We start from the raw sequence: 24,652 nt of genomic DNA, 5'->3' as shown, positions 1-24,652 counted from the left end.
GCCTCCGTCAGCCGGCCGCCGGTGCGGGCCGCTTGAACATGCGGGTCGCCGTGATCTCGCTGTGCACGGCCTCGTCCTCGCCGGCCGACTGCTGGGGAAGCCCGGGCCTCAGGTGCTCCTCCACGCTGATGTACTTCAGACCGGCCCTGAGGTCCGCGTCGTTGCGCAGCCGGATGACGAGCGGGAACTCCGCCAGTGCCGTGGTGTCGAACAGGCCCGTGGTGTACAGGAGTTGGACACCGAGCGCGTCCGACACAGCCCGCTGGAGCTCCAGCAGATAGGTGGCGTTGGCGCGGCCGATGGGGTTGTCGAGGAACAGCGTGCCCGCGTGACGGTGCCGGTCGCGGCCCCGGTCGTTCGACCGCAGGGCGGCCATCGTGCAGTACAGGGCGATGGCGGCGGTGAGCAGCTGGCCGCCCGAGAAGACGTCGCCCATCTGGCCGACGGGCACCCGCTCGGCGCGCAGCACGGCGTCCGGCTTGAGGATCTCGACGGCGACGCCCCTGGGCTGGAGTGCCGCGCCCACGCCCCGCAGCAGCAGGGACATGCCGTCGCGGCGCAGGTCGGAGTTCTTCTTCACGGCGGCCCGGGTCGCCTCGTCGATGACCTCGCCGAGCCGCTCGGTGAGGGTGGCCTGGTCGGGCTCCTCGAAGCGGATGCGCAGGAACTCCTGCCCGGACCACTCGCCGAGCCCCTCGGGCAGCCGGGACAGCCGCTGGGCGGAGCGCAGGGTCGCGAGCGCGGACTCGACCAGTCCGCGCAGGCGGTCCACGATCGAGTCGCGGTTCCGCTCCAGCTGGGCCAACTCGTCGGTGAGCACCCGCAGTCGGGGCGCGAAGGCGTCCGCCCACTTCTGGGCGTGCTCGGGCAGCGCGGAGGCGGGCAGCTCGCGGATCTGCTGCCGGGCGGGGGTGCGGACCTGTTCGTAGCGCGTGGAGTTGGCGTGCCGGACGAGGACGTCGCTCGCTTCCCGTACGGCTGTCTCGGCGGCGGACAGGTCGGCGGCGCAGCCGCGCAGGGAACGCCGGGCCTCGGCGGCGGCGTGCCGGGCCTCCTCGAGGCTGCCGGGGTACGGCTCCGGCTCTTCCGGCTCCTCCTCGAAAGTGTGCTCGCGCAGCAGGTCCCGCAGCATCGCGGCGGTCTCGTCGAAGCCGCCGGCGCCGTCCTCGGCCGCGCGGTGGGCGTCGAGCAGCTCGGCGTGGGCCTCCCGGGCCTGGGTCAACGCCTCGGTGCGCGAGGCCAGTTCGGCGGTGGCCGTGCGCAGCAGGGCCTGGGCGTGCTCGGCGTCGCGCGGCTCCAGCTCCTCGGGCAGCTCGGTGTGGGCCTCGCCGTCCTCGGGCGCGTGCCGCTCGGCCTCGCCACGCAGCCGGCCGAGCTGCTCGCTGGCGGTGGACATCCGGGTCTCCAGGAGCTGCACCAGCTCCTCGGCGCGGGCGGCGGCGGCCTGCCGGGACGGTCCGTCGGAGCCGTCCGGCGACTGGAGCAGCTGCTCGGCGCGGGTGCGGACCTTGTTGCTGAGCCGGTCCAGCTCGGCGCGGGCCGCGCTCTCGTCACTCTCCGCCCGGGCCTGTTCGGCGCGCAGGTCGGCACCGACGCCGACCTTCTCGTAGACCTGGGAGGCGGCCCGGTAGGCCTCGCGGAGGGCCGGCAGGGAGGCCTTGGGGGCACCCGCGTCGGCATCCGTGTCCGGTACGTCGTCGGGGGCGCCCGCGATCTCGGAGCGCTCGGCACGCAGCGCGCGGGCGGTGCGGCGGGCGTCGTCGGCGGCCCGCTGGGCGGCGCGCCGGTCCTCGTCGGCGGCGCGGGCGCGCTCCAGACAGGCCTGGGCGCGGGCCTCCGACTCGGCGCCCTCGTCGGCCAGTTCGCGCACCTTGACCTGCCAGCCGGCCCGCTCGCGCAGCCGGAAGGCGAGCCCGGCGAGGGCGTCGGCGGCGCGCCGGGCCTTCTGCGCGGCCTCCTGCCGTTCGTCCCGCACCTGTGCGGCCTCGGCGGCGGCCTCGTCCGCCTCCGCGCGGACGGTGCGCGCCTCGGCCAGTTCGGCCTCCGCCTCCTCGGCGAACGCGCCCGCGTCGTGCGCGGCCTGCGCCAGTTCGACGAGCCGCCCCGCCGGGCAGCCGGTGCGCCAGGAGGCGAGCCGTGCCGCGAGCTCCCGGTCCTTGCCGAGCCGCGCGGCGAGCGTGCGGATCTCCTCGTCCCGCTCGCCGGCCCGCGCCCGCAGCGCCTGGCGCTCCTCGTCGGCGGCGTGTTCGTCGTGCATGGCCGGGTTCGGCGGTACGAGGAACACCTCGCCGGGCTGGTCGTCCGGGGCGGGTGTCGGTGCGAGCAGGGCGGCCGCCGTGCCCACGGCCACCGCGGACCGTGGGAGCAGTGCGGCGTCGGCGAGTGCGTCGCGGGCACGCGCGTGCGTGTCGGGGTCGGTGATGATCACGCCGTCGACCAGTTCGGGCCGGGCAGCGAGTACGCGCGCGTGGTCGGCGGGGTCGACGGCCTGCGCGAGGTAGCGCCAGCCCGGCAGCGCCGGGATGCCGTGCTCACCCAGGAACTCCACCGTGGCGAGCACGTCCGGGCCGGGCGGCAGCAGCCCGCCGTCGCCGAGCGCGCCGAGGATGCGCGCGTCGTCGGCCGCGGCGGTGCGCAGCTCGAAGAGCTGCCGCTCGGCGGAGGAGACGGAGTCGTCGAGCAGTTCGCGCAGTTCGTCGGCGAAGCGGTCCAGTTCCTCCGGGGTGAGGACTCCCTCGTCGCCCTCCGCCTCCTGGCGGGGCTGCGGGACCGCGGACCGGGCGGGGCCGCTGCCGAAGAGGCTGAGCAGTTCGGCGAGCCGCTCCTCCGCCGCCAGGGCCTCGGCGATGCGGCGCTCGGCCTCGTACGCCCGTCGGCTCGCCGTGGCGGCGTCGGCCGCGCGGGCCGCGGTCAGTTCCGCGCGGGATTCGGCCGAGGCCGCCTCGCGCGCGTGCTCGGCGGTCTTGCGCGCGGCCTCGCGGGCCGTGTCCCAGGCGGCGACCGCGCTCTTCTCGGCGTCGCTGGCCGCGAGGGCGGCGCGGGCCGGGTCGGCGTCGGGTGCGCTGTCGTCGAGCCAGCCGGCCCGTACCGCCTCGGCGGTCTCCTGCTCGACCTCGCTGAGGCGCTGGCGCAGATGGCCGACCTCGCTGCGGGCCCGCTGCGCCTCCGTGGCGGCGGCGGTCGAGTCCCGGTAGGCGGCCTCGCCCGTCTCCTGGAGCGCGGCGGACCGCTCCTCCTCCTCGTTGGCGAGGGCCTCGGCGCTCTCCGCGGCCGCGTGCAGGGCCCGTACGAGGTCCACGGCGGCCTTGGCGCGGGCGGCGAGGGCGGGGGCCGCGTCACGCTCGGCCTCCTGGATGGCGGCGGCCACCCGGGCGACGCGGTCGGCGGCGGCGCGGTGGCGCAGCGCGGCCTCGGCGGCCTGCCAGGCGGAGTGCAGGGTGCGCGCGTCGGCGAGTTCGCGCTTCTGTGCGGCGGCCGACTTCTCGGCGCGGGCGAGCGCCAGCGAGGCGTTGCGGTAGGCGAGTTCGGCCGCGATCAGGGCGCTGCGCTCCCGCGCCGCCTCGGCGTGCGTGACGGCGTAGGCGGCCGCCGTGACGCGCTGGGCGAGGTCGGCGGCCCGCGCCCGCTCCTGCACGCCCCGCGCGGACAGCCGCCGCGCCAAGGTGCGCGTACGGCGTTCGGCGCCCGCGTGGATGTCACGCGCACGCGCACGGCTCTCGGCGGCCTCGACGATCCGCCCGAGGAGGTCCACCGACCCGGCGGTGAAGTCCCGTTCGGCGATCAGCTCGGCGCGGCGGCCCAGCTTGTTGCCGAAGCCGCTGACCAGGTCGGCGAGTCCGTCGGTGTCCCGGGTGTCGGTGACCGCGCGCAGCAGCAGGTCGGTGAAGTCGGAGTCCTTCTTGACCGCGAAGAGGCCTGCGGCCTCGCCCTCGTCGGCGTTCATCTCCCGCTGGTAGCGGAAGAGTTCCGGGTCGAGGCCGAGGTCGCCGAGGTGCTCGATCCAGCGGTCGTGGATCTCCTCCCAGTGCACCTCCAGGTGCGGATACGCCTTGCCCGCCTCGGTGATGGCGTCCCGGAAGCCCTTCATGGTGCGGCGGCGGCCCTGGGCACCCGACTGGCCCTCGGCGGGCGGCCGTACCGAAGTGGCCTCGGCGACCGGCAGGTTGTCCAGCGACAGGCCCGGTCCGGGCCGGAAGGAGTACCAGGCCTCGGCGAACTTCCGCGGGTCGTTGGAGACCTGACGCCCCCGCCATTCGCTGACCTTGCCGACCACGACGCACTCGCCGGTCAGTGTGTGCTGCCACTCCAGTGCGACATGCCCGCAGTCGTCGGCGAGCAGGAACTTGCGCAGCACGCCGGAGCTGGCGCCGCCGAGGGTGTTGCGGTGGCCCGGCAGCATGACCGAGAAGATCAGCTTGAGCAGCACCGACTTGCCGCCGCCGTTCTCCAGGAAGAGCACACCGGCGGGCGCGGGGCGGCGCGGCGGGCCGACCGGCTCGTCCTCGAAGAACTCCGCCTGCGTCGGCGCGGGGTCGGGGACGGGCTCGCCGACGCCCCGCAGGTCAAGCACGGTGTCGGCGTAGCGCGCACCGGCGGGGCCGATGGAGTAGAGGCGGACCCGGGACAGCTCGTACATGGCGGACTCTCGTAAGTCTTCGGCAGGTCGGGAAGGTTCAGGAGGCGGACGAGGCGTGGAACGGCAGTCCGGCGTCGGCCGCCAGCTCCAGGTCCTCGGTGTCCTCGGGGGGCAGCAGGGTGGGCGTGCCGTCGGTCACCGGGACGACACCGAGCTCCAGCAGCTCGGCCATGGCGGCGCTGCCGGCCATGTCCCGCACCTGGAGCTGGTAGCGGGCCGTCGTCCGGTAGGTCCCGCCGTTGTCGTCACCGGTGCGCTGCAGGAACCCGGAGTCGGTGAGGAAGGCGACCGCCTTGCCGATGATGCCGGTCGTCGAACCGGCGAGTCTGCGAGCGTCCTTGGTGGCACCGGCGGCGCTGCGTCTCACCCAGATCCGCCAGGCGGCCTCCAGACCGGGCGCGTCGGAGGCCGGGTCGGTGTTCTCGCCCTGCTCCTCGGCCCGCTCCTCCAGTCGCCGGCAGGCCTGCCGTACGAAGGCGTCGACGCCGTTGACCGTGACGCGCCCGATGTATCCGTCGTCGGCCAGGTCCTCGGGGCGCGGGAACGCCATCGCGGCGACGGCGAGATGAGCCAGGCCGTGCAGGAAGCGGTCGCCGCCGTCGGCGGACGTACGACGCGCGTAGTCGCCCATGCGGACGGCGAACACCGAGTCCTCGGCGGCCGTCACGGCCATCCCCGCGCGCGGGGACACCTCGAGGACGACGAGCCCGAGCCCGGCGGCAACGGCGTCCGCGAGCCGGGCGAACGACGGGTCCTCCCGGTAGCGCCGGAGCAGTTCGGCGTACTCCTGGTCGCGCGCGGGCTGCAGCTTGGGCTGCAGCCCGAAGGCGACGAGCCGGGCCGCGTCGGCGGCGTCGGCGGGCGTGACGGCGGCGGTCGCCGACGGGGCCGGGGTCTCCGGGTCGCTCCATTCGACGTGCTCGGTCACTGCTCGGGCTCCTTGTCCATCACGTGCTCGCTCATGCTGCTTCCGTCCGGTCCGCCGCCATCCCCGCCGCGTCCAGCAGGGCGGTCCCCACGATCAGGTCGGCCCCGCCGAACTCGGGGTCGTCCAGCTCGGTCCCGTCGTCCACGGCGAACAGCAGCTTCTCCTCGCCCTGCCGATAGGCGGTGCCCACGGCCGGGCTCGCCGCATGGACCGACAACAGCGCCACCAGGTACGGCAGTTCGAGGTCGCCGGTGCGGCGCGCCTCGGCGAGCAGGCCCGACAGGCGGCGCGGCGCGTCGGCCGGCAGGTCGAGCAACTCCTTGGCCGCAGCCAGCTGCTCCTCGCTGAAGCGGCTGTCGTCCGGGGTGGCGATCAGGTCCGGCTCCGGCATCTCGGCGCCGAGGTGCTCCCGCTCGACGGGCGGCGTCAGCAGTATGTCGACGAGGTCCGAGACCCGCACCGCCACCGGCGTACGCATCCCGGTCCCGTGCGCGAAGAACGCGTCCGTGACCCGGACCGCCTGCTCCAGCGGCAGCGGCAGCACGGGCGAGACCAGGTGGCCGTACAGGTCTATCCCCGAGGACGTCATCGGTGTGGCGAAGGCCTGCCGGTCCTGCTCCGCGCGGAACAGCGGTCCGGCCTCCAGCAGTCGGGACTGGAGCTGCGTGTGCCGGCGGATGCAGTCCTTGACGATGTCGACGAGCTCGGCGGCCCGCCGCTTGTGCTCGGCGTCCTCCGTCTCGTCCCGGGCCTTGCGGATGTTGGTGAGGATCGCGTTCTCGTGGCGGTAGCGGTCGGCCACGTGGTCCAGGGCCTCGGCGATCATGTCGGGCACGGAGTTCAGCCAGTCCACCGCCCGCACGTTGCGCCGCGTCGCGTCCAGGGCGCGGCGCAGCGTCTCCGAGTACTGCACGGTCCGGTACCGGGCCTGCTCGGCGGCGAGCTGGGCGTCGGCCAGGCGGCCCCGGTTGATCAGGACCTCCAGCTTGACCTCGGCGGCGATCTGGGCGCTGGTGACGTCGGTGTCGAGGGCGCCGACCAGGACGTTGACCGCCTCGTCGGTGGTCCGCAGGTAGACCGTGCCGCCGGGGCCCGGCACCTCCTCGATCAGCTTGAAGTCGTAGTCGCGGCGGACATAGCTGCCGTCCGTCGAGAACGTGCCGTACACCGCCCGGAAGCCGCGGTCGACGCTGCCGACGTTGATCAGGTTCTCCAGCACCCAGCGCGCCACGCGCTCGTGCTCGGCGACCGGGCGCTGCGGGGCCTGGGCGGCGATGCGCGGGATGAGCCGGGCCACTATCTGGTCGTGGTCGGCGCCCGTGTCGAAGTCCATGTTCAGGGTGACCAGGTCGATGGCGGCGAGGGCGACCTCCGCCATGCCGTACACCGAGTACTCGCCGGCGAGGTTGGCCTTGCGTGCGTCGAGGTCGTGCAGCGGCGCGGTGCAGGCGAGCGCGCGCAGCCGCCGCGCCAGTCCCTCGTCGGCGGCCGGGCCCGGCGCGGGGCGCGGCCCCGCGCTGAGCTGGGGCGGAACACGGTCCGTCGATGCAGGCGAAGTCACGGTGCACAGACTAGGTCCTCGGTCTGACAACGGCCCAAACGACGCGGAACGCTCCGCTGGTAGGGCCGGGTGACTGCGGGTTGTCTAAACCGTGCGGGCCGGTGGGGGTTGATCGCGCAGTTCCCCGCGCCCCTGAAAGACCCCCTCGTCGCCGACCCTTCGGCGGTAGACGTCGACCACCCGCTCCAAGGAGTCGTCAAGGTAGACCGAAAGCAACCTCTCGGCCTCCGCCCGTTCTCCCGCCTCCAAAGCCCCCAGAATCTGGCGATTTCTGGCCAAATACGGCTCATGCAGGGCCTTTGGGTCGTCCACGATGTGGAAAGCCAGGCGGAGTTCGGCGAAGACGCTGCGCATCAGTTCGTCGGTGCGGGCGCTGCCGGCCAGGGAGACCAGTTCGCGGTGGAAGTGGATGTTGGCCGTACCCACTGCTTTCCAGTCACCTTCGCGGGCGGCCCGCAGGCCCTCCGCGACGGCCGCGGTGAGGGCTTCGAGGCCGTACGGCGGAGCGCCGAGGCCGCGGACGACGGCGCACTCGACGAGGCTGCGGGTGCGGTAGATGTCCTCGACGTCCTCGACGGTCAGGACCCGTACGAACACGCCCCGGTTGAGCTCGTGGACGAGCAGCCGTTCGTGCGTGAGCAGCCGGAACGCCTCGCGCAGGGTGTTGCGGGAGACACCGAGCGCGCCGCCGATGCTGTCCTCGGACAGGCGGGTTCCGGGCGGGAAGTAGCCCTCGGCGATACGGCTCCTGAGGATGTCGGAGACGCGTTCGGCGGTGCTGGTACGGCCCAGGAGGGCGCGGTCGTCGGCCAGTCCGCTCAGCTGCTCTGCCATGCCGGAATTCAATCGCAGACACGAGAACGAAACAACACGGGTATTGAAGGATCGTTGAACGATCCTCTACCTTGCTGCTCATTGCACCGCTCAGCTCCGCACCCTCCGTCTCCCTCTGCGAGGTGCCCATGAGCACGACCCCTCCACCGCAGGCCCTGGTCACCGGCTCACAGACCGGTGAACTCTCCGATCACGACGGCGCGTTGGGCTGGCTGCGCGCGCTGGGTCCGCGCGGCCAGCGCGCCTTCGCCGGCGCGTTCGGCGGCTATGCCCTCGACTCGTACGACTACTTCACGCTGCCGTTGAGCATGGTGGCTCTGGCCGCCTACTTCGGCCTGGACAGCGGTCAGACCGGCCTCTTCACGACCGTCACGCTGGTCGTCTCGGCGGTCGGCGGCGCCCTCGCGGGGGTGGTGGCCGACCGGGTGGGCCGGGTCAAGGCGCTGATGATCACGGTGGTCACCTACGCGGTGTTCACCGTGGCCTGCGGCTTCGCGCCCAACTACGAGACGCTGCTGGTCTTCCGGGCGCTCCAGGGCCTCGGTTTCGGCGGCGAGTGGGCGGTCGGGGCGATCCTGGTCGCCGAGTACGCGAGCGCGAAGCACCGGGGGCGCACGCTCGGCGCGATCCAGAGCTCCTGGGCCGTGGGCTGGGCGCTGGCCGCGATCGTGTACACCCTGGTGTTCTCGTTCGCCGGCGACGACCTGGCCTGGCGGATCATGTTCTGGACGGGCGCGTTGCCCGCGCTGCTGGTGATCTGGATGCGGCGCCGGGTGCACGACGCCCCGAAGGCGGTCGCCGTACGTGAACACAGCGCCGAGAGGGGCTCGTTCACGGCGATCTTCAAGCCCGGCCTGCTGCGCACGACGATCTTCGCCGGTCTGCTCTCCACCGGCGTCCAGGGCGGCTACTACACGCTGGCCACCTGGGTGCCGACGTACCTGAAGAGCGACCGCGGGCTGTCGGTGGTCGGAACCGGCGGCTATCTGACGTTCCTGATCTCCGGGGCCTTCCTCGGCTATCTGACCGGCGGCTATCTCACCGACCGGCTCGGCCGCCGCCGCAACATCTGGCTGTTCGCCCTGCTGTCGGCGGTCTGCATCCTGGCGTACGCGAACATCCCGCACGGCGCCAACACCCTGCTGCTGGTGCTCGGCTTCCCGCTGGGGTTCTGCATGTCGGCCATCTTCAGCGGCTTCGGGTCCTACCTGAGCGAGCTGTACCCGACCGCGGTGCGGGGCACGGGTCAGGGCTTCACGTACAACACCGGGCGGGCCGTCGGTGCCGTCTTCCCCACCACGGTCGGCTTCCTGGCCGACAGCTGGGGCGTGGGCGGCGCGCTGGTGTTCGGTGCGATCGGCTACGGCATCGCCGCGCTGGCGCTGTTCGGGCTGCCGGAGACGCGCGGGAAGGAGCTCGCGTGAACCGGACCGACGACCGGATCGTCACCGACGACCGCCCCGTGACCCTCGTTGACGAGCACGCGCACGCGTGGAGCCCGAAAACGGCGAGGATCCGCTTCCGCGACGGCCTCACGGGCCCCACCGCCGGGGTCGCGGCCGGCCACACCCAGGCCAACCTGATCACCGTGCCCGCCGACTGGGCGTACGACATGCTGCTGTTCTGCCAGCGCAACCCCAAGCCCTGTCCGGTGCTCGACGTCACGGACGCGGGCGACTGGACGACCGTCCTCGCCGAGGGCGCGGACCTGCGCACCGATCTGCCGCGCTACCGGGTGTGGCGGGACGGCGAGCTGGTGGACGAGCCGACGGACGTGCGCGCGTACTGGCGCGACGACCTGGTGTCGTTCCTGATCGGCTGCAGCTTCACCTTCGAGTCGGCGCTGGCCCGGGCGGGCGTCCCCATCCGCCATCTCGAACAGGGCCGCAACGTGCCGATGTACGTCACCGATCGCCAGTGCCGTCCGGCGGGGCGGCTGCGCGGGCCCATGGTGGTGTCCATGCGGCCCGTGCCACCGCGGCACCTGGCGGCGGCGATCGACGAGAGCGCGCTGCTCCCGGCGGTGCACGGCAGCCCAGTCCACTGCGGCGATCCCTCGGGGCTCGGCATCGACGACCTCGGCCGCCCCGACTTCGGCGACCCGGTGGACGCCGCGCCGGACGACATCCCGGTGTTCTGGGCGTGCGGTGTGACCCCGCAGGCCGCGGTGATGGCGTCCCGCCCGCCCTTCGCCATCACGCACGCCCCGGGCCAGATGTTCCTGACCGATGCCCGCGACGAGCAGTACCGCGTGGCCTGAGAAGAGACACCCCCGAGAAAACGCACTCCCGAGAAGAGACACGAAGGATCCATGACCTCGATCGATCTCAACGCCGACCTCGGCGAGGGCTTCGGCCGCTGGCGCCTGACCGACGACGAACGGCTGCTGTCCGTCGTCACCAGCGCCAACGTGGCCTGCGGCTTCCACGCCGGGGACGCGGCCACCATGCGGCGGGTGTGCGAGCTGGCGGCCGAGCGCGGCGTCCGCGTCGGCGCCCAGGTCTCCTACCGCGACCTGGCGGGCTTCGGGCGGCGCGCGATGGACGTGCCGCCCGCCGAGCTCGCCGCCGAGGTGGCGTACCAGATCGGCGCCCTGGAGGTCTTCGCGCGTGCGGCGGGCACGCGCGTGTCGTACGTCAAACCGCACGGCGCGCTCTACAACCGCGTCGTGCACGACGAGGAGCAGGCCGGCGCGGTCGTGGACGGCGTACGCCTCGCCGACGCCGCCCTGCCGGTGCTCGGCCTGCCCGGCTCCCGGCTCCTGGAGTACGCCGACAAGGCGGGCCTCCCGGCCGTCACGGAGGCGTTCGCGGACCGCGCGTACACCGAGGAGGGCACGCTCGTGCCGCGCGGCCGGGACGGCGCCGTCGTCACCGACCCCGAGGCGGTCGTGGAGCGTTCGGTGGGCCTGGCGCGCGACGGCGTGGTCAGCTCCCACTCCGGGGCGCGGGTCGAGGTACGCGCGCGTTCCCTGTGCCTGCACGGGGACACGCCGGGCGCCGTCGAACTGGCCCGCCTGGTGCGAACCCGTCTGCAGGAGTCCGGGGTCCGGGTGGAGGCCTTCGCATGAGGGCGCTGCCCGTCGGCGACCGGGCCCTGCTCGTCGAGGTGTCCTCCGGCGAAGAAGCCCAAGCCCTGCACGCCGAGTTGCTGCGCCGTCGCGCGGAGGGCGCCCTGTCGGTCCGCGAGATCGTCCCCGCGGCCCGCACGGTGCTCCTCGACGGCCTGGACGACCCGGCCCGCCTCGCCGACGAGCTCACCGCCTCCGACGTACCCCCCGCTCCCCCACGCGCGCGTGCCGCGATCGAGATCCCGGTGCACTACGACGGCCCGGACCTCACCGAGGTCGCCGCGCACTGGGGCGTGACCGAGCGCGAAGCCGCCCGCATCCACGCGGACACCGAATTCAGCGTCGCCTTCTGCGGATTCGCACCCGGCTTCGGCTACCTCACCGGACTGCCCGCCCGCTACGACGTCCCGCGCCGATCCACCCCGCGCACGGCCGTCCCGGCGGGTTCGGTGGCGCTGGCGGGCCCGTACACGGGCGTGTACCCGCGTTCCTCTCCCGGCGGCTGGCAGCTGATCGGCCGCACCGACACCGTCCTGTGGGACCACGCGCGCGTACCGGCCGCCCTGCTCTCACCCGGCACGCGCGTGCGCTTCGTCCCGGTGGCCCCCTCATGACGGACCGCGCGCTCGTCGTCGTACGGGCCGGAGCCCTCACCACCGTCCAGGACCAAGGCCGCCCCGGCCACGCCCACCTGGGCGTCCCCCGCTCCGGCGCCCTGGACGCCCCGGCGGCGGCCCTGGCCAACCGCCTGGTCGGCAACCCCACCGACGCGGCAGTCCTGGAGACCACCGTCAACGGCTGCGCCGTACGCCCGCGTTCGACGGTCACGGCGGCCGTCACCGGCGCGCCCTGCCCGGTCACGGTGGACGGCCGCCCGGTCGCCTGGGGAGCCTCGATCCGGGTCCCCGCGGGCGCACTCCTGGACGTCGGCACGGCCGCCTCCGGTGTACGCAGCTATGTGGCCGTCTCCGGCGGCGTAGCCGTGGAGCCGATCCTGGGCAGCCGCTCCACGGACCTCCTGTCCGGCCTGGGCCCGGCGCCACTGACGGACGGCATGGTCCTCCCCGTGGGAACGCCGACCACACACCACGCGCGCGTGGACGTGGCCCCCCAGCCCGCGCCCCCGTCCGAACTGGTCCTACGCGTAACCCTCGGCCCACGGGACGACTGGTTCACCCCGGAGGCACAACACACCTTCACGACGAGCACGTACCGCGTCTCCCCCGCCAGCAACCGCATCGGCCTACGCACGGAGGGCCCCACGCTGGCCCGAGCCGTGCGGGGTGAACTCCCCAGCGAGGGCATGGTCCTGGGCGCAGTCCAGGTACCGCCCGACGGCCGACCGGTGATCTTCCTCGCCGACCACCCGACCACAGGCGGCTACCCGGTGATCGCGGTGGTGCACCCCCAGGACCTCCCGGCCACGGCCCAGGCCACACCGGGAACGCCGATCCGCTTCATAGAAGTACGGAGGCGTTGACGCGCCCCAAAGGGGCGCGGGGAACTGCGCGACCAGCCCCCACGCACCCGCAGCTACACCACGTCGGCCTCCACAGACAACGCGGCCAAAGCCGCCGACACAGCCGCCGAAGCCCGCAGATCAAGCCGCGCACTGGTCCCCCGGGCCCGATGCCGCATCTCGTCCGCGGCAAGGCGCAACAGCTGCGGCAGCAGGTCGGTGCACCGCCGAGCCACCCACCCCGTCCCCGCCGTGGCCAGCCACAACAGACTCGCCGACTTGGTCGGTTCGGGAAACTCCGGCTCGGCCAGGGGCGCCGGCCCGGAAGCCCGCCCGGCCTCCGCCAGCAACGCATGGAACCGCACCGCCAGTTGACGATGCCCCCGCTCCCCCGGATGCAGCCGGTCCGCGCTCCACATCCCGCGGTCCATGATCCAGTCCTCCTCGGCGGCGTGCAGATGCACGGCCCCGTACCGCTCGGAGAGGGCGTGGACCACCCGGTTCACCGCCCGCTGCCGCCGGGCCAGCGGACGCGCCAGCGCCCCCGGCAGACCGAGCATCGAGCCGGGGTCGGGCAGACACGCCGTGAGCAGCGTCGCCCCCTGCCGGGTGAAGGCCGCGTACACCTTGTCGAGGCGTTCGGCGACGGCATGGATGTCGAACGTGCAGCGCAGGGTGTCGTTCACGCCGATCACCACGGATGCGAAGTCCGGCTTCAGGGCGAGCCCGGCCAGCGTCTGGATCTCCAGCACCTCCCGGGTCTGCGCCCCGCTCACCGCGAGGTTGGTGAACTCGACGGAGTCCTCGGCCAGCCCGGCGGCGAGCAGCGCGGCCCAGCCGCGCCACCCGTCGCCGACGCGGTCGCCCACCCCTTCGGTGAGCGAGTCGCCGAGAGCCACGAAACGTACCGGTCTCATGCCACGCCCCCGGGCACGTAACGACGCACCGGTACCGTCGCTTCGTGGGCGGCGAGGAACGCGTCGACCGCCGTGTTCCACCCGAAGCACTCCGCACGCGCGCGTGCGGTCTCCCGGCGCTCCCGCTCGGGGAGTTCCAGGAGCATGTCGACGGCGTCCGCGAAGGCGTCCCCGTGGTCCGCGGCGACGGCGCCCGCGGATCCGACGACCTCCGGCAGCGCGGACGAGGTGCTGACCACCACGGGCGTGCCGCAGGCCATGGCCTCCAGCGCGGCGAGCCCGAAGGTCTCGGCCGGCCCGGGCGCCAGGCACACGTCGGCGGAGGCCTGGAGCGAACCGAGCAGAGCGCGGTCGGAGACGTGCCCGAGGAACGTCACCGGCAGCCTGCGCTCACGCGCGCGCTGTTCGAGCCGCGCCCGCAGCGGCCCGTCGCCGGCCACCACCAGGACGGCCTTGCGGCCGCGCCGCCGCAGCGCCTCGACGGCGTCCAGCGCCGTGCCGGGCCGCTTCTCCACGGACAGCCGGGTGCAGGTGACGAGCAGCGTCTCGTCCTCGCGCGCGTGGCGTGCGCGCAGCTCCGGGTCGTACAGGGCGGGATGCCGTTCCACCAGGTCGACGCCCAGCGGGGCGCGTACGACATTGCGGGCGCCGATCCGTACGAACTCGCGCTCGGCGAACTCGGTGGTGCACACCACGCGCGCGTACGTGTGCGCCGTACGGACGTTGAGGGCGTCCGCGGCGCGCCGGGCCGCGTTCTCGGACAGGCCCCAGGTGCGCAGGACCCCGTCGGCGGTCTCGTGGGAGACCATCACGGCGGGGACCCGGGCCCGGCGGGCCCACTTGCCGGTCCAGCGCAGGGTCGTACGGTCGGAGACCTCCAGGCGGTCCGGCGCCAGCTCCTCCAGGAGCCGGGCCACGCGCCGCTTGTCGGTCAGCACCCGGTAGCCGCCCGTGCCGGGCAGCAGCGGGCCGGGCAGGGTGATGACGCGGCCCTGCTCGGTGTCCCGGTCGTCGGCGCGCTCGCCGGGCACGATCAGCACGGGCTCGTGCCCGGCCGCCTTGTAGCCCTTGCCGAGCTCGCGCAGGGCGGTGCGCAGACCGCCCGACGCGGGCGCGACGAAGTTGGCGAGGCGCACGATGCGCAGCGAGGTCATGCCGCCACCGCCGTCTTCTTGCGTGCGGCGAGCACGTCCCCGTAGTGGCCGATCAGCTGGTCGCCGACGGCCGCCCAGGTGCGCCCCTCGACGGTGACGCGCGCGGTGGCGCCGAAGGCGGCCCGGCGTGCCGGGTCGGCCACCAGGGACCGGACGGCGTCCCGGACGGCGTCCGCGTCCCGCGGCGGTACCAGCAGCCCGGTGCGCCCCTCGGCGACCAGGTCGAGGGGGCCGCCGACGGCGGGCGCCACCACGGCGACCCCGCTGGCCATGGCCTCCTGCACGGTCTGGCAGAAGGTCTCGAAGGGGCCGGTGTGCGCGAAGACGTCCAGCGAGGCGTAGATCCTTGCCAGGTCGTCGCCGGTACGGCGGCCCAGGAAGATCGCGCCGGGCAGGGCCTCGGCGAGGCTCGGCTGGCTCGGGCCGTCGCCCACGACGACGACCTTCACGCCGTCGAGGCCGCAGACGCCGGACAGCAGCTCGATGTGCTTCTCGGGGGCGAGGCGGCCGACGTATCCGACGATCACCTCGCCGTTCGGGGCGAGTTCGCGGCGCAGGGACTCGTCGCGCAGCTCGGGGCGGAAGCGGACGGTGTCCACGCCGCGCTGCCACAGCTTGACGCGGGGCACGTCGTGGGTCTCCAGGTCGTGCATGGAGGCGCTGGAAGGGGCGAGGGTCAGGTCGGCGGCGGAGTGGACGGACCGTATGCGCCGCCAGGCCGCGGCCTCGCCGGCGCCCATGTAGGTGCGGGCGTATCCGGCCAGGTCGGTCTGGTAGACGGCGACGGCGGGGATGCCGAGCCGGGCGGCGGCCGCCATGCCGCGGACGCCGAGGACGAAGGGGCTGGCCAGGTGCACGATGTCGGCCCGGTGCTCGACGATGGCCGCGGCCAGACGTCGGCTGGGGAGGGCGACGCGGACCTGGGGGTAGCCGGGGAGGGGGAGGGAGGGGACACGGACGACGGGGCACGGCGCCGAGGCGTCGGGCCCGGTGCCGGCTCGACCGACGAGTGCGGTGCTGGCCGGGGCGACGACGAGCGGGGAGTGACCGCGATCTACGAGGTGCCGGGCGGTCTGGAGCGCGCAGTGGGCCACGCCGTTCACATCGGGGGGAAAGGATTCGGTCACGATGACGACACGCATACCGGTGTTCTCGCCGGGCTGGACGTGGTCGCGTCAACGTCGATCTTTGCGAACGATGAACGTCCCGTGAGCGTTCCTTCGCACACCCGAGCAGGTCAGGCCCTGTCCATGACCTCCTGACCCGCGAGTCACCCCCTGTTCACCCGAAGGCCGAGCCGCACCCCGGGGCAAGTACGTGCGGCCGGCTCAGACAGCGAAATCAGACAGCGAAATCAGGCAGCGATCTCAGACACCGGGTCCGTCCGGTGCGATCCGGCTGCGTACGGCGGTCTGCACCTCGGCCTCCTCGGCCGGATCGGCGGCGAGGCGGCGGAGCTGCTCGACGACCCGGGCGTCACCGGTCTCGGCGTGCCGGGCGGCGATCTCGCGGGTGGTCTCCTCGCAGTCCCAGAGACATTCGACGGCGAAGCCGGCGGGGAAGGAGGGGTCGGTCGCGGCGAGGGCGCGGGCGGCTCGGCCACGGAGGTGGGAGGAGGCGGTCTCCCGGTAGATGTGCCGCAGGACGGGTGCGGCGCAGACGATGCCGAGCCGGCCGGTGCCGTCGACGAGGGTCCACAGGGTCGGGGCGTCGGGGCCCTCGCCTCGTACGGCTTCGCGTAGTGCGCCCAGGACCAGGTCCTTGTCCTCGGCTCCGCCCCGGCAGGCGAGCATGCGGCCGGCGGCGGCGCCCAGCGGATCGGGGCGGTGGGCCCAGCCGCGGGCCCGGTCGACGGCGGCGATGCTGCGCATCCGCTCGAAGGCGTCCACGGCGGCCTCCACGACGGGCGGCGTCCCGGTGGTCACGGCGCCCTCGATCAGGTCGAGGGCGTCGGGATCATTGCTGTCGGCGAGATAGCGCAGGGCGGTGCAGCGGGCTCCGTCGGTGCCGTCCAGGGCGGCCCGGACGATCTCCGGACGGTCCTCGGGCCCGGCGACGGCGGTGAGACAGCGGGCGGCGGGCACGTGCAGCGCCGCGCCGCGTTCGACGCCCTGTTGGGCCCATTCGAACACCGCCTGCACGCTCCACCCCGGACGGGGCCCGGTTGGTCGCATCTGGCGTTGCCAGCGGTCGAAGCAGCCGGCCTCCTGGGCGGCACGCACGCGCGTGGCGATCGATTCGCGCGGATCCTCGGCCCACAGCCGCCAGGGCCGGGGTTCGAAGGCGTCGCGCACGGCGGCGGCCAGCTCGGCCTCGCCCTCGGCGTCGGTGGCGAACCGGGCCAGCACGGGCGCCGCGAGGGCGCGCAGCCCGGCGTCGTCGTCGCGCAGCGCCAGTTCGTCCAGCGCCCAGGCCCAGTTGGAGCCGGAGGCGGCGTACCTGCGCAGCAGGGCGAGCGCGTCCAGCCTGCCGTAGGAGGCGAGGTGGCCGAGGACGGCGAGGGCCAGGCCCGTGCGTGACTCCTCGTCGTCGAAGGCGTCCTCGACGTCGAAGAGGTGTGCCTCGATCTCGTCCAGCTCGCCGTTCAGGTCGAGGTAGAGACGGGCGTAGTACAGGGAGCGGTTCTCCACCTGCCAGTCGTGGCGGGGATCGCGCAGCACGCAGTGGTTCAGGGCCGCGAGCGCCTCGGCGCGCGGTGCGGTGAGCGCGTGCAGCGTGCCGTCGCCGCGGCCCCTCTGGAGGAGGCCGAGCAGCGTACCGCTGGGCGCTATGACCGATTCGAACATGGGAAACAGCCTCACATCAAGCGTCGACGCAACCGGGGTTCCTGCTTCACCTGGCCGCGTGACAACACGTCGGGGCGCCCGCCGTTTCCTGCTTGCTGTAGACCATCTTCCTCTGCCTCTCGTCAGTGGCCCTCGCGGACCGCATCACGGCCCGCGCGGTGCGGCAACACCTGCCCAGCCATCGCGTCCGTGAATCACGACGTCATGATGACTCGGCACTTCGACCTGCCGCGACCGAAATTTCGGCGGCCCTGTACCGCCTCCCCCGTTTTCTGTGTTTTCGCTGGTCAGAACATGCGGATCAGTGTGCGCCGAACAAGTCGAGCAGTTCGGTCCTGCCAAACATCCGGGCCGTGTCCACGGCCGACGGGGTGCCCTCGGAGGGGTCGGCGCCACCCTCCAGAAGGGCCTTGATCACTTCCGTCTCGCCCTTGAAGACGGCCCCGGCGAGCGGGGTCTGACCCCGGTCGTTGATCCGGCCCGCCTCCGCTCCCCGGGCGAGCAGCGCACGTACCGTCTCCGCGTGCCCGTGGTACGCGGAGAGCATCACGAGCGAGTCCCCGCGGTCGTTGGTGAGGGTGGCCGGAACACCCGCGTCGACGTACGCCACGAGCGCCTCGGTCTGTCCCTGCCGGGCCAGATCGAAGATCTTGGTCGCCAGCTCCACGACCTCGGGGTCGGGGGCTTCAGTCATCGGCCGGACCGCCTCTCATACAACCGTTCAGGTGAATCGCAAGGGTACTGGCTCGCGCGGCACATGACCCGATGTGCCGGAGGTAAAGATCACCACAGACCCGGCCGGACGCAAGTGCCCTGCTCAACCGGTCCCGAACGGCTCCGCCAACCGAGGGAAATCCACCGAAATTCACCCAGTTGCACCTTTTATCGTATGGATACATCCTGTGAGCCTGGAAGTACTCATGGTGACTGTCCCCACGAAACCAGGAGATCCCAAATGATCCTGTCCATCTCAGGCGTGGTCCTGCTCGGCATCATCGTCTTCCTCTTCTTCCGCAAGGACGGCCTCAAGGCGTCGCACGCCATGGTGTCGGCCCTGTTCGGCTTCTACCTGGCGAGCACGGCGATCGCGCCCAGCATCAAGGCCGGCGGCGAGAGCCTGGCCAGCCTCCTCGGCGGCATCAAGTTCTGACGCCGTTCCTCCCGTCCGTACGCACCTTCAGGAGACAGCAGTGGCCCGGCGCCCCCTCCCCCGCATCCTGAGCACAGGCAGCGCGCAGATCGCCCGGAGCCGGGAGCTGGCCCGGACGGCGGCCGACAGCGCCACCGACGTCCTCCATCCGCTGATCACGATCACGCGCGGTCTGCGCCGGCTGGCGGCGGCCGGGCGGCGCAGATGGGCCGAGACACCCAAGGACAAGCGCGGGCCGCTGCTGTTCCTGGTGGCGTCGGTGGTCCTGGTCGTGGCGCTCGTGCCGTACGGCCCGCTGCTCGCCGCCATCGCCCTGATGGCGGCGGCAGCCTGGCAGGGCCGCGACCGCAGGCCGCCGGCCCCCGAGGGACCGGACGAGTCGCAGACGCAGCGCCTCAAGTCGCTGTACGAGGCCCTGGTCCCGTACTTCTCGACGCCGGAGGACCCGGCGCCCGCCTACGCCCACGGCGGCGAGTGGGAGAAGGCCTTCCCGGCGTACGACTTCGACGAGTCCGGCCGCATCACCCACCTCCTGGTCCGCTACCCCGCCTACTTCCCGGACGGCGAACCGGAGGCGCGGGCGCGGATCGAGCAGCTGCTGCACGCCAAGTCGGGCCGCGGCCGCGAGTACCACTTCGCCTGGGACGAGGAGGGCAACGAGCTCACCGTCACGGTCCTGTCCCCGCTGCCCACCGACATCGCCGCCCAGCGCTTCGTCACGGCCCCGGGCGAGACGGTCCTCGGCTTCACCGATGCCTCCCAGGTCCAGCGCACGCTCCCGCTCACCCACGGCGAGGAGCGGCGGGACGTCCCGCCGGTCGTCTGGCGCACCGGCATCCGCTCCACGGAGCCGCACCTCCTGGTCATGGGCCAGCCGGGCAGCGGCACGTCGACCCTCCTCCGCTCCATCGCCCTCCAGGCCCTTCAGTACGGCGACGTCGTGATCGTCGACGGCGGCGGCACCGGCGAGTACGCCTGCCTCACCGGCCGGGACGGCGTCCTCGCCGTCGAGAGCGGGCTGGCCGGGGCGCTGGCGAGCCTGGAGTGGGCGTCGACGGAGACGGAGCGCCGCCTCATCGCGGCCAACCGCGCCCGCCAGGCGGGCCACCCCGCCCCGGACGACACCAAGCGCCCGCTGTGGATCCTCCTGGACCGCCCGAGCGCCTTCTCCCACCTCGCCGCGGCCGACGGCCGCAAGGATCCGCAGGCCCTCCTCCAGGTCCCGCTTCGCCACGGGCGCGCCGCAGGGGTCACCGTGGTGGTGGCCGACCAGTTCGACAGCGCGGACGCGCTGAGCGACGGGGTACGGCAGCACACGCGCGCGCGTGTCGTGCTCGGGCCCGCGACGCCGGTCCAGCTGGAGGCGGTGCTGGGCGCGCGGCCGCACACGACACCGGTGGCGCAGGTGCCGCCGGGGCGGGGGTACGCGCGGTTGGGGACGGGGCCGGTGCACCGGCTTCAGGTGCCGTCGACGCCGGATCCGTACGACGACGCGACGAGCGATGCCGACCGGCAGGCGGTGCTGGCGTTGCTGCCGCCGCGGACCAGGCCGGCCGACGCGGAGGGCGTGGAGGCGGAGCCGGTGCCCGCGGAAGCCGTCGTGGTCGAGAGTTCGTGAATCGAGGGAGGTGGGGCTACGCCACGAACGTCCTCGGCGTCTCCCCGCCCCCCGTCGCCCCCGACTCCACCAGCTTCGCCGCCGCGGCCAGCCTCACCGCCGCCTCCTCCGCCACCGCTCCCCCGACGGTGAACGGCAGCCGCACATACCCCTCGAAGGCGCCGTCCACCCCGAAGCGCGGCCCGGACGGCACCCGTACCCCCACCCGCTCCCCCGCCTCCGCGAGCCGGGACCCGGACAGGCCCCCCGTCCGCACCCACAGCGTCAGGCCGCCCCGCGGGACCTCGAACTCCCAGTCCGGCAGCTCCCGTCGCACCGCCGCGACCAGCGCGTCCCGGTTCTCCCGGGCCTGACCGCGTCGAATCGCCACGGCCTGCTCCCAGCCCCCGGTGTTGAACAGCCAGTTCACGGCCAGCTGCTCCAGCACCGGCGTGCCCAGGTCGGCATAGGCCCGTGCGGCGACCAGGCTGCGGATCACGTCCGGTGCCGCGCGTACCCAGCCGATCCGCATCCCGGCCCAGAACGCCTTGCTCGCCGACCCGACGGTGATCACGGTGGACCCTGCGGGGTCGAACGCGCACACCGCCCGCGGCATCTCGACACCCTCGTCGAGCCACAGCTCGCTCATCGTCTCGTCGGCGACCAGCACCGTCCCCGCCGAGCGCGCCGCCTCCACGAGTTGCCGTCGCTGGTCCTCGTCGGCGAGCGCGCCGGTCGGGTTGTGGAAGTCGGCGACGACGTACGCGATCCGCGGCGCCGCGTCCCGCAGCACCTGCCGCCAGCGGTCCAGGTCCCAGCCGGCGAGTCCCGCGGCCATCGCCACGGGGACGAGTCGTGCGCCCGCCTCCCGCATCAGCTGGAGGATGTTCGCGTACGACGGCGACTCGACGGCGATCCGCTCGCCGCGCCCGGAGAAGAGGTGGCAGATGGCGTCGATCGCGCCCATGGCACCGGTGGTCACCATGATCTGCTCGGGCATGGTGGGGATCCCGCGCGCGGTGTAGCGGTCCGCGATCATCGAGCGCAGGGCGGGGAGGCCGGCGGGATAGTCGCCGTGCGTGTGGGCGTACGGCGGGAGTTCCTCCAGGGCGCCCTGGACGGCGCGGGTCAGCCAGGGCTCGGGCGCCGGGAGGGCCGCGCAGCCCAGGTCGATCATCGAGCCGAGGGCCTCGGGCGGGAGGGGTTCCAGGCCGCGCGCGGGCAGCGGGTTTCCGGCCGGTACGGCCGTCCAGCTGCCGGCGCCGCGCCGGGACTCCAGGAATCCCTCGGTGCGCAGGGCCTCGTAGGCCGCTGCCACCGTCGTACGGCTGACGGAGAGGGCCAGGGCCAGCTCGCGTTCGGCGGGCAGCCGGGCGGCCACCGGGACACGGCCCTCCAGGACCAGCAGACGGATGCCGTCGGCCAGCGAACGGTAGGCCGGCGGGCGGCGCGTGCCGGGGCCCGCCGGGCGGTCCTGCTGGGAGTTGAGCAGCCGGGCGAGCTGAGCGGCACCCATCGCCGAGGTCCACTGCGCCATGGAAATCAGTCCACCTTCCTCGAATTGGCCATGGATGACATCTCCACTCGGATTCCAGGGTGACATGCAGCAGGCCACTACGACCACAGGGGGTATCCCTTGGCCACGAAGGACCGTCTCGGGCGACGGCTGATCCAGCTCTACGCCGGGCTCGCGCTGTACGGCGCGAGTTCCGCGCTTCTCGTCGAGGCGGGCCTGGGCCTTGAGCCCTGGAACGTGCTGCACCAGGGCCTCGCCGAGCTCACCGGCCTCACCATCGGTGTCGTGTCGATCATCGTGGGCGCGGCGGTGTTGCTGCTGTGGATCCCGCTGCGCCAGCGCCCGGGGCTCGGCACGGTCTCCAACGTCTTCGTGGTCGGCATAGCCATGGACGGCACGCTCGCCCTCGTGCCCGCCGTGCACTCCCTGGCCGTGCGTGTCCCGCTCCTCCTGGCCGGCATCGTCCTCAACGGCGTGGCCACCGGGCTCTACATCTCCGCCCGCTTCGGCCCGGGCCCGCGCGACGGGCTGATGACGGGGCTGCACCGCCGTACCGGCCGCTCGATCCGGCTGATGCGCACGGCGGTCGAGGTGGCCGTGGTCGTGACGGGGTTCGCCCTCGGCGGCACCGTCGGCATCGGCACCGTCCTGTACGCGGTGTCGATCGGACCGCTCGCGCAGCTCTTCCTGCGGGTGTTCGACGTCCCCTCTGCATCCGGCGGCAGCACGGTCGTTGCCGAAGGGCAACCGCGGGGAGCCATACTGCGACGGTGACCTCGCGGATACGCCACCCCTACCTCGACCATCCCGGCCCGATCGCCTTCGCCCACAGGGGCGGGGCGGCCGACGGCCTGGAGAACACCGTGCTGCAGTTCCGGCGGGCGGTGGAGGCGGGCTACCGGTACATCGAGACCGACGTGCACACCACGGCGGACGGCAAGCTGGTCGCCTTCCACGACTCGACCCTCGACCGGGTGACGGACGGCGCGGGCCGCATAGCCGACCTGCCGTGGAAGGACGTCAGCCACGCGCGCGTGGCGGGCAAGGAGCCGGTGCCGCTCTTCGAGGAGCTGCTGGAGACCTTTCCCGAGGTGCGCTGGAACGTCGACCTCAAGGCGGAGTCCTCGCTCCACCCCTTCCTGGACCTGATCGAGCGCACCAACGCCTGGGACCGGATCTGCGTCGGCTCCTTCTCCGAAGCACGCGTGGTCCGCGCCCAGCGGCTGGCCGGGCCGCGCCTTGCGACCTCGTACGGCACCCGGGGCGTGCTCAACCTGCGGCTGCGCTCCTGGGGCATGCCCGCGGCGCTGCGCGCCTCCGCCGTCGCCGCCCAGGTGCCCGAGGCCCAGTCGGGCATCCAGGTCGTCGACCACCGTTTCGTGCGCACGGCACACGCGCGTGGTCTGCAGGTGCACGTGTGGACCATCAACGAACCCGATCGCATGCACCGGCTCCTGGACCTGGGAGTCGATGGCATCATGACCGATCACATCGACACGTTGCGCAAGGTCATGGAGGACCGCGGCGTCTGGGTGCCCCACACCTGACACCTCCGCACCACCGCCCCCTTGGCACGGCACCTTCGGCGGGGAAGCGAGGGCACGGGTGAGCACCGACACCGTGCGGGCACAAGCCCATGACCTGCGGCGCGAGCAGCGCGGCTGGTACTTCTACGACTGGGCCTGCTCCGTCTACTCGACGAGCGTGCTCACCGTGTTCCTCGGCCCCTATCTGACCTCGGTCGCCAAGTCGGCGGCGGACGCGGACGGGTTCGTGCATCCGCTGGGGATCCCGGTGCGGGCGGGGTCGTTCTTCGCGTACTGCGTCTCCGCGTCCGTGATCGTCTCGATCCTGGTGATGCCGCTGGTGGGCGCCGCCGCCGACCGCACGGGACGGAAGAAGCCGCTGCTCGCCGCCTGCGCCTACGTGGGCGCGACGGCCACGACCGGCCTCTTCTTCCTCTCCGGGGACCGCTATCTGCTCGGCGGCCTGCTGCTGATCGTCGCCAACTCCTCCGTGGCCGTGTCGATGGTCGTCTACAACTCCTACCTGCCGCAGATCGCCCCGCCCGAGGACCGCGACCGGGTCTCCTCGCGCGGCTGGGCGTTCGGCTACGCGGCCGGTTCGTCGATGCTGATCGTGAACCTGGTCCTGTTCACGGCGCACGACTCCTTCGGCGTCTCCGAGTCCACGGCCGTACGCATCTGTCTGGCCTCGGCGGGCCTGTGGTGGGGCGCCTTCACCCTCGTACCGCTGAAGCGACTGCACGACCGCCGTACGACCGCCGCGACATCCGCGGCACCCGCCGTGCACGGCTGGCGGCAGCTGGCGGCCACCGTCCGGGACATGCGGGGCAAACCGCTCACCCTCGCCTTCCTGCTCGCCTACCTCGTCTACAACGACGGCATCCAGACCGTGATCTCCCAGGCCTCGGTGTACGGCTCCGAGGAGCTGGGCCTGAGCCAGTCCACGCTGATCACGGCCGTCCTGATGGTCCAGGTGCTCGCGGTCGCCGGCGCCCTGGGGATGGGACGACTGGCACGGACGTACGGCGCGAAGCGGACGATCCTCGGCTCGCTGGTGGCGTGGACGGTGACGCTGGCGGCCGGGTACTTCCTGCCGGCCGGGGCTCCGATGTGGTTCTTCGTGCTCGCGGCCGGAATCGGCCTGGTGCTGGGCGGCAGCCAGGCCCTGTCCCGGTCCCTCTTCTCGCATCTGGTCCCACCCGGCAAGGAGGCCGAGTACTTCTCGGCGTACGAGATGAGCGACCGGGGTATGAGCTGGCTCGGTCCGCTTCTGTTCGGGATCACCTACCAGCTGACCGGAAGTTATCGGGACGCGATCATCTCGCTGATCGCCTTCTTCGTCATCGGGTTCGTGCTGCTCGCACGGGTTCCGGTGCGGCGGGCGATCTCCGACGCGGGCAATCCGGTTCCCGAGAGGATTTAGCGTTCGGCGCGAAAGGGCGGTAGTGTACGCGTTTGGCCTGCCAGGCGTACCGTTACTGCGCGTCAAAGATGCCGAAACGCTGGGTGACATCTGCT

The 24,652-nt window shown here is 73.2% G+C and carries 20 protein-coding genes; 10 read left to right on the top strand and 10 right to left on the bottom strand.

What is annotated here, in order from left to right; translation table 11 throughout:
* Positions 1-7: 7 nt before the first annotated feature.
* The 4 genes from MQP27_RS40880 to MQP27_RS40865 all read right to left on the bottom strand — a co-directional run bounded on the left by MQP27_RS40880 (position 8) and on the right by MQP27_RS40865 (position 7,959).
* Positions 8-4,636: a hypothetical protein gene (locus MQP27_RS40880; RefSeq protein WP_242775144.1), complete on the bottom strand. Its 4,629-nt coding sequence runs from the start codon at positions 4,634-4,636 to the stop codon at positions 8-10.
* Positions 4,637-4,673: 37 nt separating this feature from the next.
* On the bottom strand, positions 4,674-5,564 hold the full coding sequence (locus tag MQP27_RS40875; protein ID WP_242775142.1) for a hypothetical protein: 891 nt from the start codon (positions 5,562-5,564) through the stop codon (positions 4,674-4,676).
* A 31-nt stretch (positions 5,565-5,595) separates the two neighbouring features.
* Positions 5,596-7,125: a hypothetical protein gene (locus MQP27_RS40870; protein WP_242775140.1), complete on the bottom strand. Its 1,530-nt coding sequence runs from the start codon at positions 7,123-7,125 to the stop codon at positions 5,596-5,598.
* A gap of 84 nt (positions 7,126-7,209) precedes the next feature.
* Positions 7,210-7,959 carry a GntR family transcriptional regulator gene (locus MQP27_RS40865; RefSeq protein ID WP_242775137.1) on the bottom strand — a complete coding sequence of 250 codons (750 nt, stop codon included), beginning with the start codon at positions 7,957-7,959 and terminating at the stop codon, positions 7,210-7,212.
* A gap of 128 nt (positions 7,960-8,087) precedes the next feature.
* Between MQP27_RS40865 and MQP27_RS40860 the strand changes: the two genes are divergently transcribed.
* Genes MQP27_RS40860 through MQP27_RS40840 form a run of 5 tightly spaced genes read left to right on the top strand, consistent with a single transcriptional unit; the run spans position 8,088 to position 12,509 of the window.
* Complete coding sequence (locus MQP27_RS40860) at positions 8,088-9,383, top strand: MFS transporter (RefSeq protein WP_242775134.1); 1,296 nt, start codon at positions 8,088-8,090, stop codon at positions 9,381-9,383.
* Entirely contained in the window at positions 9,380-10,219 is an 840-nt protein-coding gene (locus MQP27_RS40855; RefSeq protein ID WP_372511433.1) for a putative hydro-lyase, read from the top strand. Before MQP27_RS40860 ends, MQP27_RS40855 begins: the two co-directional genes overlap by 4 nt.
* Positions 10,220-10,270: 51 nt before the next feature.
* Entirely contained in the window at positions 10,271-11,029 is a 759-nt protein-coding gene (locus MQP27_RS40850) for a LamB/YcsF family protein (protein WP_242775131.1), read from the top strand.
* Positions 11,026-11,643: a 5-oxoprolinase subunit PxpB gene (pxpB, locus tag MQP27_RS40845; protein WP_242775128.1), complete on the top strand. Its 618-nt coding sequence runs from the start codon at positions 11,026-11,028 to the stop codon at positions 11,641-11,643. The genes MQP27_RS40850 and pxpB overlap by 4 nt, the downstream gene beginning before the upstream one ends.
* Positions 11,640-12,509 (top strand): 5-oxoprolinase subunit C family protein, encoded by an 870-nt coding sequence (locus MQP27_RS40840; RefSeq protein WP_242775125.1) that lies wholly within the window; start codon positions 11,640-11,642, stop codon positions 12,507-12,509. Before pxpB ends, MQP27_RS40840 begins: the two co-directional genes overlap by 4 nt.
* Positions 12,510-12,562: 53 nt before the next feature.
* On the opposite strand, the gene MQP27_RS40835 is transcribed toward MQP27_RS40840, so the two are convergent.
* From MQP27_RS40835 to MQP27_RS40815, 5 genes are all read right to left on the bottom strand, one after another.
* Entirely contained in the window at positions 12,563-13,405 is an 843-nt protein-coding gene (locus MQP27_RS40835; protein ID WP_242775122.1) for an SGNH/GDSL hydrolase family protein, read from the bottom strand.
* A complete protein-coding gene (locus MQP27_RS40830; protein ID WP_242775119.1) occupies positions 13,402-14,559 on the bottom strand; it encodes a glycosyltransferase in 1,158 nt (385 codons plus the stop codon). Before MQP27_RS40830 ends, MQP27_RS40835 begins: the two co-directional genes overlap by 4 nt.
* Positions 14,556-15,701 (bottom strand): glycosyltransferase family 4 protein, encoded by a 1,146-nt coding sequence (locus tag MQP27_RS40825; RefSeq protein ID WP_242775115.1) that lies wholly within the window; start codon positions 15,699-15,701, stop codon positions 14,556-14,558. The genes MQP27_RS40830 and MQP27_RS40825 overlap by 4 nt, the downstream gene beginning before the upstream one ends.
* A 225-nt stretch (positions 15,702-15,926) precedes the next feature.
* Positions 15,927-17,345, bottom strand: coding sequence for a HEAT repeat domain-containing protein (locus MQP27_RS40820; RefSeq protein WP_242775112.1), 1,419 nt, complete (start codon positions 17,343-17,345; stop codon positions 15,927-15,929).
* A 301-nt stretch (positions 17,346-17,646) separates the two neighbouring features.
* Positions 17,647-18,039, bottom strand: a complete 393-nt coding sequence (locus tag MQP27_RS40815; RefSeq protein WP_242775109.1) for an ankyrin repeat domain-containing protein — start codon at positions 18,037-18,039, stop codon at positions 17,647-17,649.
* A gap of 261 nt (positions 18,040-18,300) precedes the next feature.
* On the opposite strand from MQP27_RS40815, the gene MQP27_RS40810 reads away from it, so the two are divergent.
* Both MQP27_RS40810 and MQP27_RS40805 read left to right on the top strand, forming a co-directional pair.
* Entirely contained in the window at positions 18,301-18,495 is a 195-nt protein-coding gene (locus MQP27_RS40810; RefSeq protein ID WP_037742059.1) for a hypothetical protein, read from the top strand.
* A 40-nt stretch (positions 18,496-18,535) separates the two neighbouring features.
* The gene (locus MQP27_RS40805; RefSeq protein WP_242775107.1) at positions 18,536-20,113 is read left to right on the top strand and encodes an FtsK/SpoIIIE domain-containing protein; all 1,578 of its coding nucleotides are present in this window, start codon (positions 18,536-18,538) and stop codon (positions 20,111-20,113) included.
* A gap of 16 nt (positions 20,114-20,129) precedes the next feature.
* On the opposite strand, the gene MQP27_RS40800 is transcribed toward MQP27_RS40805, so the two are convergent.
* Entirely contained in the window at positions 20,130-21,629 is a 1,500-nt protein-coding gene (locus MQP27_RS40800; RefSeq protein WP_242775105.1) for an SCO1417 family PLP biosynthesis transcription factor, read from the bottom strand.
* 99 nt (positions 21,630-21,728) lie between these two features.
* Here MQP27_RS40800 and yczE point away from each other — a divergent pair, with 99 nt between their 5' ends.
* The 3 genes from yczE to MQP27_RS40785 are packed head-to-tail and all read left to right on the top strand — an operon-like array spanning position 21,729 to position 24,557.
* A complete protein-coding gene (gene yczE, locus MQP27_RS40795) occupies positions 21,729-22,382 on the top strand; it encodes a membrane protein YczE (protein WP_242775103.1) in 654 nt (217 codons plus the stop codon).
* Positions 22,379-23,155, top strand: a complete 777-nt coding sequence (locus MQP27_RS40790; RefSeq protein ID WP_242775101.1) for a glycerophosphodiester phosphodiesterase family protein — start codon at positions 22,379-22,381, stop codon at positions 23,153-23,155. Before yczE ends, MQP27_RS40790 begins: the two co-directional genes overlap by 4 nt.
* A 58-nt stretch (positions 23,156-23,213) precedes the next feature.
* Positions 23,214-24,557, top strand: a complete 1,344-nt coding sequence (locus tag MQP27_RS40785; protein ID WP_242775099.1) for an MFS transporter — start codon at positions 23,214-23,216, stop codon at positions 24,555-24,557.
* Positions 24,558-24,652 lie beyond the last annotated feature (95 nt).

It is taken from the genome of Streptomyces cylindrosporus, from assembly GCF_022698165.1.
In the GTDB taxonomy this organism is placed as follows: Bacteria; Actinomycetota; Actinomycetes; order Streptomycetales; family Streptomycetaceae; genus Streptomyces; species Streptomyces cylindrosporus.
The sequence above is the reverse complement of the archived record's forward strand: the minus strand, read 5'-3'. Positions and strand labels throughout refer to the sequence as shown.

Bases quoted from the DNA above. Each gene is read 5' to 3' on its own strand.
- MQP27_RS40815 (WP_242775109.1), bottom strand. From the start codon at position 18,039: ATGACTGAAGCCCCCGACCCCGAGGTCGTGGAGCTGGCGACCAAGATC.
- pxpB (WP_242775128.1), top strand. From the start codon at position 11,026: ATGAGGGCGCTGCCCGTCGGCGACCGGGCCCTGCTCGTCGAGGTGTCC.
- MQP27_RS40880 (WP_242775144.1), bottom strand. From the start codon at position 4,636: ATGTACGAGCTGTCCCGGGTCCGCCTCTACTCCATCGGCCCCGCCGGT.
- MQP27_RS40840 (WP_242775125.1), top strand. From the start codon at position 11,640: ATGACGGACCGCGCGCTCGTCGTCGTACGGGCCGGAGCCCTCACCACC.
- MQP27_RS40820 (WP_242775112.1), bottom strand. From the start codon at position 17,345: ATGTTCGAATCGGTCATAGCGCCCAGCGGTACGCTGCTCGGCCTCCTC.
- MQP27_RS40860 (WP_242775134.1), top strand. From the start codon at position 8,088: ATGAGCACGACCCCTCCACCGCAGGCCCTGGTCACCGGCTCACAGACC.
- MQP27_RS40835 (WP_242775122.1), bottom strand. From the start codon at position 13,405: ATGAGACCGGTACGTTTCGTGGCTCTCGGCGACTCGCTCACCGAAGGG.
- MQP27_RS40830 (WP_242775119.1), bottom strand. From the start codon at position 14,559: ATGACCTCGCTGCGCATCGTGCGCCTCGCCAACTTCGTCGCGCCCGCG.
- MQP27_RS40810 (WP_037742059.1), top strand. From the start codon at position 18,301: ATGATCCTGTCCATCTCAGGCGTGGTCCTGCTCGGCATCATCGTCTTC.
- MQP27_RS40865 (WP_242775137.1), bottom strand. From the start codon at position 7,959: ATGGCAGAGCAGCTGAGCGGACTGGCCGACGACCGCGCCCTCCTGGGC.
- MQP27_RS40825 (WP_242775115.1), bottom strand. From the start codon at position 15,701: ATGCGTGTCGTCATCGTGACCGAATCCTTTCCCCCCGATGTGAACGGC.
- MQP27_RS40800 (WP_242775105.1), bottom strand. From the start codon at position 21,629: ATGGCGCAGTGGACCTCGGCGATGGGTGCCGCTCAGCTCGCCCGGCTG.
- MQP27_RS40850 (WP_242775131.1), top strand. From the start codon at position 10,271: ATGACCTCGATCGATCTCAACGCCGACCTCGGCGAGGGCTTCGGCCGC.